We start from the raw sequence: 13,228 nt of genomic DNA, 5'->3' as shown, positions 1-13,228 counted from the left end.
TGGGATTAGAAATGAAGCGCCCCGTTTACTGCACTTAAGCCAGGCTGGTGGTATGCTAATAAACACGGCATTTACTTGTTGCACTACACTGAGCTATAAATCGATTTTATCGCTTTGGTAACAACACACCCGATTTCGCCCGTACTTTTTCGACTGATACAGCGCTAAATCCGCCGCTGAAAAAAGGTTATCCAAATTATAGCCGGCCTCACCCGTATCAGCGATACCAAAACTGGCGGTAACCTGGAAATGTGAGCCTGTATCAAAGGTGTCAATTTTCTGAATAGTTTCTCTGCACTGCTCAGCAAAATCTTTTGCTGCAATGCTGTCAGTATCAGGCAAGATGATGCCAAATTCCTCGCCGCCTACTCTGCCTATTTGCATACCTTTTGCTGCTGTGAGTGCTTTGAGGGACTCAACCACTTTCACTAATACCCAGTCACCTACTTTATGGCCATAAGCGTCGTTAATCGTCTTGAAATGGTCAAGATCGATAAATATAAGCGACACAGAGGATTCCGATTTTTCAGCGTTAGTAAGAATCGCTTTGCTCTTCTCACTAAAGTATCCACGGTTATTGATGCCAGTGAGATGGTCGGTGCTGGCCAGATAGTGAAGCCGCTTTTGGGTTTTCCGGGCGCGATAAGACCAGAACAGCAACATAACTACCACCAGCAATGCCAGGCCAATCACCAACAGCATGCTGCTGATTTGTTCCTTAACCAGCTTCGATTCTGTAGAAAGCAACTGATTTTTTTTATCCAGTAGGTCGATCTGACTTTCTTTTGCCTGTAAATCAAACCGCGCTTCCTGGATCGCCAGGGATTTTGTTACTTTTTGATTGTATAAGGAAACTGACAGTTCGCGATGCTTTTTTTCATATTCATAAGCCTGCTCATATTGCTGTTGTTCAGCGGCAATGTTGGCCAAAATTGAATAGGCGGAAATCAATGACTCCCGGTATTCTTTATCTGCATCAGCCTCAAGGACCTGCAAGGCGTACTGTTTGGCTTGTTCGGGTTCAGAAGCGGCAACCTTTAATTTCGCTTTAATGAGAAGTAAACTGGCGGTCAGATATTTAAAGTCGATGGCTTCGACATGTTTAGTCGCTTCGCTTACAATTAAGGATGCTTCGGTGTAAGCTTGTTTATCAATCAGAAAATCAAGCAAATTGTTATAATTAACCGCGACGTAGTAAGGCAAAGGGACCGCGCCACAAAGCTCAATGGCATCATAAAAATCGTCATCCGATATTTTAGCTGGCTCTGAGATAGCGAGGTTAAACGCCTGCTCGGTTAGCGCTATACATTGATGATAAGATGTCGCAGCGGGATGACTGAAGATTTTTTGCGCGTAAGAGATTGCCATGTCTGGCTGCTCGACTTCATTGTAAAATAGCACCAGGCCATTATAAGCATCCGGCTCCACTTCATGCGCGTCGATACGATTCATCAGCGACGTCAACTCGGACACCAGCGCAAAGCTCCTGGGCCAGTGACCTTTATATGCTGACAATCCCAACAAAGATGTCATCGCCCGCACTTTTGCCGGGCTATCCGGTATCCGCTTAATAAACGCTTCATAGCGTTTGATGGTCTTTCCTAAGTTCTGCTCCATAAATGTGCTGATATAGATAGTGATATAGTCATAGGTGTATTGTTCTTCGATGCCCAATGACTCTCGGTCAAGATCATCCAATATCTGTTTTGCTTTTTTAGGATCAGCCAGCCTTAGCGAGTCAGCCTCTTCTAACATCGCGTTGGTATCAGCAAAAGCGGGTATCACTGTGCTTAAGAAAATGAGGAGCAGGAAGATACGCATGAACGTCAGAAAAACTCAGGATCCTTTGGGTAGTCATCAGGTTCCGGAACCGGATCCGGCACGGGGTCTGACGGGTCGGTAGGCTCTGCGACAGACAGAGAGGCATTCATTATCTCTGCCTGGGCTTTCCATTGTTCGATGGCTGCTTGTTGTGATTTGCTTAAGTTGGCGATGTCCATTTCAGTGTTTTCGCCCAACATTGCACAAAGCTCTGCTGCGTTCATATTTAGTCTCCGGTGTACTCAGAAATAGCGGCTAATTCAGCGCTTACGACTTCATTCTTTTTTAGTCGGTTGGCCGGAGGGATCACCAGCGTCGTCACCTGTGACAGTTTAGCCTCTGTCAATTTTTCCAGTGGTATGGTTTCAGCCCGAAAAGTGTCAGTAATCAGCGTCGGGCATTCATACAATGTAACAGAATGATCTGATGGGTAAAAATTCATCAGTAGTTTAACTAATACTTTTCTTTCAGCGCTGCTGCTCATTCGTTTGGACAGGCTGATATCGCCCGCCAGCGCCACTTGCCACAAAATGACATAACCGCAGGTGTCCAGCACCCGCTGATAAATCATAAACTGCGTGGTTTCCATATGCTGGCAACCATAGGCACCGGGATCGATTCCCAGGTCTGCGTAAAGGCAATCCTCGGCAGATATTCCGGGCTCCATCGAAGCGGTAAAACCTTCTTCACGAGCCTGTGCAATCGCCTGGTGAGGCACTTGGGCGAACACGCCGGGGTGGCCGTAGAATACGCCTACAACGCGCTTGCCCTCTCGCACCGCTGAGATCATTCGCGTAACCATTTGTTGATAGGTAATCCGGCGGTTTTTATTTTCGCCGTAAAGCGGCTGCAATGAATGATAGTTATTATTGAGGGTTTTAAGCCAGTCCTCCATCAGTGGATGGCAACTGCTAAAAATGATATCGGCATTGACGATATGGCTGCGGCACCGTGCTGATAAATGCGCACCAACAATCATACCCGGTCCTACACAAACCAAACTGCCCATTAAAGGTGCATCCTTTTACCTCTTTATCCAATGAGTGTTATTATGCCTCCCATAAGCACAGGCGCAAACAAAAATTTCATTAACTATCATTGACTAGTGCCATAACGTGCCATTAGCGCAACGGTTTCACTGCGTCGCATTCATGGCTGTTATTCCATCCAGGGTGAACATGAAAAAACATATTTATATTGCCTATACGGGCGGCACGATTGGTATGAAACCATCGTCTCAGGGATACGTGCCGGCGGCAGGCTTTCTTGGCGAAACACTGAAGAAAATGCCGGAGTTTCATCGCGAAGAGATGCCCCGTTTTACCCTGCACGAGTACGATAACCTGATCGATTCGTCAGATATGAATCCTTCCGACTGGCAACGTATCGCCGATGACATCGCACATAATTACGACGATTATGATGGCTTTATCATTTTGCATGGTACCGACACCATGGCGTACACCGCATCCGCGTTGAGTTTTATGCTTGAAGATTTGGGAAAACCGGTTATCGTCACCGGTTCTCAGATACCGCTGGCAGAGCTGCGCTCCGACGGTCAGGTTAACTTACTTAATGCGCTGTTCATTGCGGCAAATTATCCGATTGCTGAAGTCGGGTTGTTCTTTAACAACCGCCTGTTGCGGGGTAATCGCAGCAGAAAAGTCGACGCCGATGGCTTTAATGCCTTTGATTCGCCTAACTTCCCTCCTCTGCTTGAAGCGGGGATCAATATCCGGCTGAATGCCGGCACTCTGGCGACCGCCCCACCCTCTAAACTTGTTGTCAGTCAGGTCGTGGCACAACCGATAGGCCTGGTAAGCTTATACCCTGGGATCTCTCATGAAGTCATCAAAAACACATTGCAGCAGCCTGTCAATGCACTGATTTTATTGAGCTACGGTGTGGGGAACGCGCCCCAGCACCCGGCGTTGCTGGAGCAGCTTCGACATGCCCGTGACAAGCAAATCCCGGTTCTCAATTGTACTCAGTGTATGCGCGGCAGGGTAAATATGGGTGGCTATGCTACCGGTCATGGTCTGGCTGAAGCCGGTGTCTTACCGGGCAGTGACATGACACCAGAAGCCGCGCTTGCTAAGCTTCACTATCTGTTATCCAAGTCGTTACCCTTTGAACAGCTCACAAAGATGCTATCTGAAAACCTACGTGGAGAATTAAGTCAGTAATATGCCTTCGTTAACCGGAAATATCGCAAAGATGCGCGTCAGCGCCACGCCAGATGATAACACCGTACAATATTCTCTGCCGGTGGGTGACCAGCTTGTGGAGATGAACGCACTGATTGGTAGTGAGGTGGAGGTCAGTCACTCCGGGCTGATTCATTGTGTTCACTGTGGCAGTAAAACTAAAAAGAGCTTTAATCAGGGTTATTGTTACCGCTGCCTGATTACACTGGCGCAATGTGACAGCTGTATTATCAAACCAGAGAAGTGTCACTATCACGAAGGAACCTGCCGTGAGCCAGAATGGGGGGAAGCGCACTGTATGAGTGATCATTTTGTCTATCTGGCAAATACCGGCAACTTAAAGGTAGGTATTACCCGACATGTGAAAGACAGTATCTCTAGCCGCTGGATGGATCAGGGCGCCAGTCAGGCACTGGTTATGCTGCGAGTGCCTGACCGCCTGACCAGCGGACAGGTAGAAACCCTGTTCAAAGCGCATATAGCGGATAAGACAAATTGGCGAACCATGCTCAAAGGCGCGCCGGATAAACAGGATCTTGAAGCAGAAAAGCAGCGCCTGCTGGCGGAACTTCAGCCAGAGCTTGATAAGCTACGCGAGGAAAAGGGCTTACAGGCAATTTCTGAAACGGACTCATCTGCCGTGGACATCGATTATCCGGTGACGGCATATCCGGATAAGATCAAATCGATCAACCTGGACAAAACGCCATCCTTTTCCGGAACGCTGCAGGGAATTAAGGGCCAATACTGGCTGCTGGATGGCAACAGAGTGATTAATATGCGTAAGTACGCCGGGTACGAACTGACTGTTTCTTATTGATCCTGTAAGTTTACTATTTGTCTCGCTGAACGTCCCGCTTGCCTTATCCCTGATGGTAAGCGTGTAATACATTACTAATTAACCGGTTGCACCGATCCCGATAGCAATCTATAGAATAAGCACTGAGTGTGCATACCATCGCCTGGCATGCACACTTCCTGAAAAGTATTTACTGATACAGGTGTGAGTAGATTACCCGCTGGGTTTTCATCAGGTTCTGACGCGCGATGGGCCAGAATATTGAAATGTTATCGACATTATTGTATTCAAGGTCTGTTTCAAATCTTTCTGCCATATCATTTAGCGGCTCGGAATGAATAGTCCGTAACAGCTTCACCAGGTTTCTGCTGGTCAGAAGTATTTTGCCATGCCTATCTTCTGCTACTGCCTCATCAATATCCTTAACCGCGTCACTCATGGTGTCCATTAAGGACGTCAGCGATTGCGCCAATGAGCCTACTTGCTCGTTTTGTTGCAGATATGGCAGTAAATCGAACCACACGTGCGGATCGTCAGGAACCGGCTCTTTAGCAAAGTCGGGCACCTCCCGCGTCGCAGGTGCGTCGTTACCGGTATTATCCTGAGCAGATTGTAACTCTGCTTTTTGCGCATCTATGAGCGCTTTTTCCTGTTCGGCCAGTTTGCTTTCACTCTCCTTTAACCTGGCCTGCGCTTTCTCAAGGGCTTCTTCTTTACCGGTAAGCTGGGCTTTGCTTTGATTTAACTCTTCTTCCAGCTGTCGTAATGAATCACTCAGTTCGCTCTGACTAGAGTCCTGTTGCTTCAATGACGCTTTGGTTTGTGCATATTCTTTTTCTACCGCGGCGAGCTTTTCCGTCAATGCCTGCTGGCTGGATTTTAACTCGTTGATACTCTGCTCGCGCTCCCCAAGGGCTGATTGCTGTTGCTCTACCTGCGATTTCAGTTCCGCTTCCTGGGCTTCCTGTTGGCGAAGCTTCTCATTCAGGGCGTTCGCTTTGTCTCTGGCTGCGTCCAGTTCTGCCTGCAGTTTTTGCTCTTCACTCTGAGTTTTTGAGACCTTTGAGTTAGCCTGCGTCAGTGCTTCGCGACTCTGCTCGAGTTGTGACTGCATCGCGCTATTCTGGTTCTCAGCCTGACTCAGTGCCTGCTGAAGCTGTTTTTTTTGTGCCTCGATTTCCTCATGATGCTTGCGCCACTGCTCGTCGCTGCCACTCATCATTTCCTGTTGCTTAGACGCGCGCTGGGCAACATCCTCAAGTTCTGCTTTAAGCTGCTCCAACATCGCCTGTTGCTCTTCTCGGGCCAGCTTTTCATCTTCCATTTGCTGTTGTCGGGCTTCAAGTTCGCTTTGTGCCGCGCTAAGCTGCTCCTGCTTAGTTTGTAACTCCCGGGTGAGACGCGCCTGTTCTTCCTGACGCGCTTTTTCGCTGGACGCCATTACCTCTTTTTGTTCCTGTGCCTGCGCCTGCATCTCTGCCATCTCACGTTGCAGCTGCTCCAGCAGTGAATGCTGGGCCTCACGTGCATGTTTCTCCTCATCCATTTGTTTTTGGCGCGCCAGCAGCTCCGCTTTAGTTTCGTCTAACTGGGCCTGACGGGCAGCAAGCGCTTTTTCCATCTCTTCCTGCTCATGCTGACGATCTTTCTCAGTCTGCTCAATGGCGGCCTGCTGCTCCGCAGAACGAGACTCCATGGATGAAAGCTCTGATTTTAATTTTTCAAAAACAGCTTGTTGCTTCACCCGTTCGGCTTTATCGGACTCAGTACGCTGCTGATTATCCTGCAGCGTGGCTTTTGCTTCCTGAAGCTGTTGCTGCTTAGCTTTCAAATCTTCCTGTAGCCTTGCGTGCTCTTCCATCCGCTCAGCATTAAGCTCTGCCAGTTTCTGTTGATTGCTTTCCGCTTCCGCTCGCGTCTGCTGCATATCTTCCTGCAACTTACTGACAATCTCCTGCTGTCGTGCTTTTTCCTGCGCCGCAGCTTCATTTTGTTTCTTGGCTTCTTCCAGACTTTGCGCAGTGTCGGTCAGTAAGGCGTGTTTGGCATCTAATGCTTCCTGCAGGCGGGCCTGCTCTTCTTCACGGGTCTGGTTCAGTTTTGCCATCTCTTCCTGACGTATGCGCGCCTGAGCCTCTGCTTCTTGCATCTCAAGTTGCAGACGAGCCAATGTATCCTGTTGTCTGGCTTTTTCCTCCCGATCCGCTTCGGCCTGCGCGCGAATATCCACCAGCGCAGATTCGGTCTGGCTTAGTTGGGACTGTTTCTGCTCCAGTTCCTGCTGAAGCTGACGGGCATAGGCTTCCATGTCCCCTTTTTCCTGCTGCGACATTTTTTCGAGCATGTCCATTTCATGCTGTAGATGGTCGATATTTCTGGCTTTTGCGGCTAGCTCTGCCTCGGCCGCCTGACAAGCCAGTTCGATCTGTCGACGTTGCTTTTCTGCTTCTTCACTGGCCTTGCGTTGATTTAACAGCTGCTCACGCAGTTTTTCTGATGTCTGGCCTGAGCTGACTAACTGAGACTGTAATGTTTGAATCTTACTGCCTACTGCAGTCAGTTCATGATCTTTCTCTTGTATAGAAGATTTCAGGGAGTCAATCTGCTCAACATACTGCTGCACTTCGCGTTGTTGCGCTTGTTGTTCATCCTTAAGGCGGTCGGTTTCTTTCCGGCTTTCATCAAGTTGTGCCTGCGCCTGACGATATTTTTTCTCGCTGTATTGCAGTGCGTCAGCTATCTGACTGCGCTGCTGTTCCAGACTTCCGACCTTTGCACTGGAACGACTTAGCTGCTCCTCTAGCTCGGTATTGATTTGCTGACTTTCAGCCAGTAGAGCGCGGTTACTGGCGTAGTCATTTTGCAGACTGGCAAGGTGCTCACTGATGTCTTTGTGTGCTTGCTGAAGATCTGAAATGGTTTCAAGTTTTTCAGAAAGGTCCTCTTCAGCCCTGTTCAGACGCTTTGCAGTAGAAGCCAGTGACTGCTCGGTCTCTGCCAGCGTGGCAGACTGACGCAACAGCTTATCTTCACTGGTCGCCAGCATTTGTTCTTTCTTTTCCACTTCACGCTGTGCCGCTTCTCTTAAACGTATAGCTTCCATTCGGGCTGCATTTGATTGCTCAATGGCACGCAAATCGACCCAGATACAGATAACGGATTGAAGCTCACCGTCGCGATGGATCGGGATGAGTGTGACTTCACAGGGTAATTCTTCGCCATTGTGTACATGCTGCCAGTTGAACGTTAGTACCTGCCCTTGTGATTTGGCCTGCTCCAGTTTCTCTGCAATCAACGTGCTATCGGCATCACTGACATTAAGCGGCCTGAAATCAGGGCTTTTACCCAGCAACTCGTCTTCGTCATCCAACCCGAAGAAAGCACACGCGGCGGAATTCAGATGAGAAAACCCGTCATCTGAGAGTATACCCACCGGGACACTGGCGTATTTAATCAGCTTTTCAAACCGGGTGTTAAGAAATTCCTGCTCCTCTCTGCCACCTATCCAGCAGACAAACTCCTGGGGGATCTCACTGATTTTGCTGGCGTGCAGCGTCGCGCAAACCGGTTTCAATGCGCCATTAAGGCGCGCAGGGAGTTCTACAAAACGGTCATGACGCTTGAGCTTTTTGGCGGCTTTTCCAGCATCCTCAGTATGGGAAAACAAATCGTAAAACGATTTACCGCGCAGTTCATCGCCTGACAGACCCAGCTGTCTGGAGGTGGTATGATTGCTTTCTCTGATAATGTCATGCTCATCAAACATCACAATACCCATGGGCGCCTGGTCCATGAAACTTAATAAGCGCTGTCTGGCATGATTACGTTCATCTTCAAGCGCTATCTGCGCTGTCATATCCTGCGCCACAACTAATACAGCGGTACGCTGATTATTTTCACTGACCGGTTGCAAAAACAGCTTCAGTGTCCGGGTTTCATTTTGCGGGCTTTGCACAGTGACAACTTCCTGTTTCAGCATCGTGCCCTGCAGGGTGCTGTGCAGCTTTTTAATTGTGTCACTTAACCCGGTAAGTTCAGTAATTTTCTGGCCTTTGACAACACCTGACTCAATATCAAATGTCTTGGTAAACTCACGGTTGTAATGCTCAATAGTCAGTTCGTTATCCAGCAGATAAACACCATGAGGCACCATCGCACTTAATGACTGGAAATGACGTTTGTGCGCTGCGGCCTGTTTTGCAAATTCGCACTCTGCCTGACGATTGATAAAAGTTAGATGAATAAGGGGGTCATCTTCCAGCGTATAGTCGACGGCACTGACATGCAGTGTAACCGGTACAGACTTATCTGCGGTTATTATATCAACGTCAATGCTATCACTGTGGCCTTCTGCGGCTCGCGACAACAGCTGTACGACAGCGTTCTTACTCTTATCCGAAAATAAAGATTCGATGCTTTCTATCTCTTGCGGTGACTGCTGTAACCATGCAGCCAGGCTGTCGTTTACAATTAAATCGCCGGTGGCAGGACGTAATTGCAGCAGCCCCAGTCTTGGTTGATTCCACAACGCATACTGATGAGCCTGCATCGCTGCAGCATTGCTAAGCTTGTACTCGTACTGATCCACATCTTCAATCACCAGTTGACCATTACAGTCCGTGGTATCTGGCATATTGGGGATCACGCGGATACGAAAATAGCGGTCGCGTGCGGGAAGTCTACAGACCAGTATCTGCTCCCAATCAGACGCTAACGCGGCGTTTAGCGATGCACGAATACTCTCTGGCAACACATCGGTTATCGCCTTGCCTGCCAGTAAGTCTGGCTTTTGTCCTAAAACAGCAGCGGCAGTGCGATTTACTCCCGAAATTAATTGCGACTCATCCAGATAAATAATGCCTGTTGGCAAATTATCACTGCGCGAAATCAGCGTATTTATTTCAGCCTGACTTGTGTGGTTGACGCGCTTTAACCGTTTATTAGCAATAATCTTGGCGATAAATAATATGATAAAAAGCACTGTCACACTCACCAGACTCCAGAACCCGATGGCAAACACAGTCGCAGGCATAGCTTGCACCTGAGCTGCCACCGCCCAGGCGTGTGAAGGTGCCAGTAGACAAAATACACAAAACAAAAAAGCAGGCATGGATAGCCGAACATTGACAGACATAAGTATAACCAGGTCGTTCCAGTGACATACCTGAGTGTACATGCACGGCGGCAGGAAGTTTTTGATCAAATTTTTAAGACCGTCTGAACTTTTATACGTTTTTGAATGAGGGAACTGTGGCCGGCTTACGATGAGACTACGATAGTGTTATATATGGCGCATGGAATAAACTAATGCGAACAAAAAACGCATCCTCCTTTTGATTGTTCAGGCGCTGACAGATTAACCGTGGATAATACGCATTTTGCGACGTTTTAAACTGACTCCTTAACTAAGCATCCGCTTAGCGTCAACGCACTTTCACTGATAGTGAACGGCGCCGCTTTTAATAATGCATTGATGCCGAGAATGTTCGCTCCCTGAGGAATAACTGCAATCTCTACCGGTCCAAGGTCACAATTGCCGCCAATATTTATCGAGCCCACACTGAATCGCTGCAACTTTTGAATCTGACCATTTGCCATGCGCGCAGCAATATACCCTGATGATGTGACATTGCCTTTTTTCGCCAACTCAGAAAACGTCTTTTTATTCAAAGTGACAAGGCCTGAACCTGTATCCACTAAAAAAGATGTACTTAAAAAATCATCCAATGTTGCCTGAACATACAGTGTTCCTGCACCATGTTTAGTCAATGTGACACCCTGTTGTTCAGCACGGACTGCAAACGACAATGAAATGACTATCAGAAGTAATGCGTAAACCTTCTTAGAAAGCGGGCGTGTGAACATGATAATTTGCCAGATGAAAAAGATTATCAGCAAACATCGCAAGAAAAGCACCATTAGTTAACACGCTGAAATAGCGTCTGTTTTAAGATATTGGGCAAACTCACCTGCACAATAACGGCGCATTAGGTTTTGTTAAAGCCCTGAATTGGGGCATCAGAAAAGAACGGTAGCAGAGAGCACAACGAACACTGATAGCTTTTATGTATCACCAGTGTTTATTACAACCAATATTGATGCCGTTTATAATTACATCATCAATTACATGAGGTTAACGCGATGAAAAAGCTGACAAAAATTGCACTCGTCCCACTTGCTTTTATCAGTGGCTGGTCGGTCGCACAGGCTAATGAAACTGTAAACATCCAGGTCGCCGATTTCTCTGGCAAACCACCGTTTAAGAGAACGACACTAGCGGTGTCGGTAGAGGACGTTGCTAAACTTGAAGCAATTTCCCAGAACGGGGAGCCCACAGAGTACGTGGAAGTACGCACGGTAGAGATGCGTGGAAAACCCCCTTATCGCCGCCAGGTAGAAAAGCTGCCGGTTTATGATATTGCCCAGCTTGAAGAGGTGCAGCAGCAGGTGCGTACCGGTCGTCCCCCCTTTAAACGCTAAGATACTGTGCAGCCACATGTGCGGGTGTGGCTGCTTTTCATGAAAAAGGCAACGCCAGACGGTAGTTTCCCCTACCCGCTCACCGCCCCTGTAACATACAAATAAGTGCCTCGCTTAACATCTGTGGGCATGCGAATCTTATGTTCGTTCTTAACGCGTATTTTACCAACCACCACGGGTGCTCATCATTAACCCACTGAATTTACGCTAGATTTATTCTCATAATGATGTGACAACGTCAACCTTTGCAGGCTGAACGACGTGGACAATATGGTTTAGGTACCCAAAATGATACAACAGTGTGAAGCGTCGTCTTAAAGGTGTAACAAATAAGGTTTAGCATATGTAACCTGCTATTTTCCGCTATACGCTGGCCACACCGTTAACGCCGCCAGCGTTAACGGCCAACCAAAATAATAGGCTTTCTATGCGCACTATAACTTTAAAAAAAACCCTCATCACCTGTACTTTTGGCGTGTTATTCGCCCCTGCTGTCTGCGCAGATGATATTCAGGTATATTTTAACGCTCAGGTGAACCCTCCAGCGGTTCAGGCGAACCTTGAATCAAAAATTATCGATTTAATTAACCGGTCCCAGCAAACACTGGATATTGCCGTTTATGATCTGGATTTACCGGGCGTCGCAAACGCTATTGTCGAGGCGCAAAAACGTGGCGTGTCTGTCAGGCTTATCACCGATAACGATAATACTGGCACAGAGAATGAAGAAGCCTACAGCATCTTGTCAGCGGGAGGCGTGCCCTTTATTAATGATACTGCTGACAACTCGGCCGGTTCGGGCCTGCAACATAATAAGCTTATCGTGGTGGACAACAGATATGTACTGGCCGGCAGTACTAATTTCACTCAGTCAGGTATTCACGGCGACTTAGATGCCCAGGGCAATTTAGTCTCTGACGGTAATGACAACCATATCCTGGTGATAGACAGTATTGAGCTGGCTACCGAAGTTACCGTTCAAATGGACATGATGTGGGGAGATGGTCCCGGAGGCTTAAGCAATTCGTTGTTCGGTTTAAGCAAACCTGACCATGCTTTAACAACCGTGTATACCACCAATGACAATATCCGCATTGATGTTCAGTTTACGCCTCAGTCAGCCAGTAATTATCAGGGATCGGGTATAGATACCACCGTCAACTTTGTGAGTGCCGGACTTACAGAGATTGATATTGCACAATTTGTTATCTCGGCGCAGGACATCGCAGATGCCGCTGAAATGCCGAATAATAATGGGGCCATTGTCAGAGGAATTGGTGATAGTAGCTTTTTCTATCGGTATTACAGTGAGTTTCAGGATATGTTGGGTAATGTGATTCTTAAAGATGACGGCACTGAAGAAGTTGACAGTTTCACCGGCGCAACTAATAACCCCTGGGCCACTCCCGCTGATATGCGTGTAGCTTCCCACTTACAGGGTGGTGATAAGTGGCATCATAAATACATTCGGGTTGATGACAAAGTGTTAACCGGCTCACACAATGCATCCGGGGCAGCTTCGTTCACCAACGATGAAACTATACTGATTATTCATGACGCACAGACTGCCGCGGAGTTTAAAGGCCACTTCGATATGGCGTTCTGCCTGGCCGGAAGTGAACAAAATTGTACCGGAACCACTTACCAGGGCGGTACATGGGAAGAGGTGTCATTTACCGGTGAGGAAGTTGCCACAGTGCTGGATATTGTCAACAATGCCAGCATGCAGCAATTGGACGTTGATGCGGCACTGAATAAACGGGCCGCAGAAAATATTATCAGTGCCAGACCAATTGCAGACATGGACGAACTGGAAGCCGTACCTTATGTCGGAAATGCGGCAATGACTGATCTCTTCAACTACATGCCTGTCTGGCAAGCACTATAGCTTTCAGAATTAAAAGATGAGGTAGTGTCGATA

The 13,228-nt window shown here is 47.8% G+C and carries 9 protein-coding genes; 4 read left to right on the top strand and 5 right to left on the bottom strand.

All coding sequences use genetic code 11. The features are described 5' to 3' along the window. Positions 1-93: 93 nt before the first annotated feature. From HHX48_RS01340 to HHX48_RS01330, 3 genes are read right to left on the bottom strand one after another with little or no spacing between them, the layout of a single operon-like run. Positions 94-1,821 (bottom strand): GGDEF domain-containing protein, encoded by a 1,728-nt coding sequence (locus HHX48_RS01340; protein WP_191021842.1) that lies wholly within the window; start codon positions 1,819-1,821, stop codon positions 94-96. A gap of 5 nt (positions 1,822-1,826) precedes the next feature. Next, positions 1,827-2,045: a hypothetical protein gene (locus HHX48_RS01335; protein ID WP_191021841.1), complete on the bottom strand. Its 219-nt coding sequence runs from the start codon at positions 2,043-2,045 to the stop codon at positions 1,827-1,829. 2 nt (positions 2,046-2,047) lie between these two features. Next, entirely contained in the window at positions 2,048-2,830 is a 783-nt protein-coding gene (locus tag HHX48_RS01330; RefSeq protein ID WP_191021840.1) for an SAM-dependent methyltransferase, read from the bottom strand. 169 nt (positions 2,831-2,999) lie between these two features. Here HHX48_RS01330 and ansA point away from each other — a divergent pair, with 169 nt between their 5' ends. Continuing rightward, the gene (ansA, locus tag HHX48_RS01325; RefSeq protein WP_191021839.1) at positions 3,000-4,007 is read left to right on the top strand and encodes an asparaginase; all 1,008 of its coding nucleotides are present in this window, start codon (positions 3,000-3,002) and stop codon (positions 4,005-4,007) included. A 1-nt stretch (position 4,008) separates the two neighbouring features. Continuing rightward, positions 4,009-4,848: a DUF2797 domain-containing protein gene (locus HHX48_RS01320; protein ID WP_191021838.1), complete on the top strand. Its 840-nt coding sequence runs from the start codon at positions 4,009-4,011 to the stop codon at positions 4,846-4,848. 169 nt (positions 4,849-5,017) lie between these two features. Here HHX48_RS01320 and HHX48_RS01315 read toward each other — a convergent pair whose 3' ends face one another. Further along, positions 5,018-9,859: a PAS domain S-box protein gene (locus tag HHX48_RS01315; RefSeq protein ID WP_191021837.1), complete on the bottom strand. Its 4,842-nt coding sequence runs from the start codon at positions 9,857-9,859 to the stop codon at positions 5,018-5,020. A 356-nt stretch (positions 9,860-10,215) separates the two neighbouring features. After that, positions 10,216-10,692: an aspartyl protease family protein gene (locus HHX48_RS01310; RefSeq protein ID WP_191021836.1), complete on the bottom strand. Its 477-nt coding sequence runs from the start codon at positions 10,690-10,692 to the stop codon at positions 10,216-10,218. Between the two features lie 276 nt (positions 10,693-10,968). On the opposite strand from HHX48_RS01310, the gene HHX48_RS01305 reads away from it, so the two are divergent. Further along, complete coding sequence (locus tag HHX48_RS01305) at positions 10,969-11,307, top strand: hypothetical protein (protein ID WP_191021835.1); 339 nt, start codon at positions 10,969-10,971, stop codon at positions 11,305-11,307. Positions 11,308-11,734: 427 nt separating this feature from the next. Next, positions 11,735-13,195: a phospholipase D-like domain-containing protein gene (locus HHX48_RS01300; RefSeq protein ID WP_191021834.1), complete on the top strand. Its 1,461-nt coding sequence runs from the start codon at positions 11,735-11,737 to the stop codon at positions 13,193-13,195. Positions 13,196-13,228 lie beyond the last annotated feature (33 nt).

Origin of the sequence: Salinimonas profundi, from assembly GCF_014750655.1 — a bacterium.
Lineage (GTDB): Bacteria > Pseudomonadota > Gammaproteobacteria > Enterobacterales > Alteromonadaceae > Alteromonas > Alteromonas profundi_A.
Note: the sequence above shows the minus strand (reverse complement) of the source record. Positions and strands in the feature narration are given on the sequence as shown.

What these genes read in the sequence shown, in the direction of transcription:
- HHX48_RS01330 (WP_191021840.1), bottom strand. Translation starts at nt 2,830, where the DNA reads ATGGGCAGTTTGGTTTGTGTAGGACCGGGTATGATTGTTGGTGCGCAT.
- HHX48_RS01340 (WP_191021842.1), bottom strand. Translation starts at nt 1,821, where the DNA reads ATGCGTATCTTCCTGCTCCTCATTTTCTTAAGCACAGTGATACCCGCT.
- HHX48_RS01305 (WP_191021835.1), top strand. Translation starts at nt 10,969, where the DNA reads ATGAAAAAGCTGACAAAAATTGCACTCGTCCCACTTGCTTTTATCAGT.
- HHX48_RS01310 (WP_191021836.1), bottom strand. Translation starts at nt 10,692, where the DNA reads ATGTTCACACGCCCGCTTTCTAAGAAGGTTTACGCATTACTTCTGATA.
- HHX48_RS01315 (WP_191021837.1), bottom strand. Translation starts at nt 9,859, where the DNA reads ATGCCTGCGACTGTGTTTGCCATCGGGTTCTGGAGTCTGGTGAGTGTG.
- HHX48_RS01335 (WP_191021841.1), bottom strand. Translation starts at nt 2,045, where the DNA reads ATGAACGCAGCAGAGCTTTGTGCAATGTTGGGCGAAAACACTGAAATG.
- ansA (WP_191021839.1), top strand. Translation starts at nt 3,000, where the DNA reads ATGAAAAAACATATTTATATTGCCTATACGGGCGGCACGATTGGTATG.
- HHX48_RS01300 (WP_191021834.1), top strand. Translation starts at nt 11,735, where the DNA reads ATGCGCACTATAACTTTAAAAAAAACCCTCATCACCTGTACTTTTGGC.
- HHX48_RS01320 (WP_191021838.1), top strand. Translation starts at nt 4,009, where the DNA reads ATGCCTTCGTTAACCGGAAATATCGCAAAGATGCGCGTCAGCGCCACG.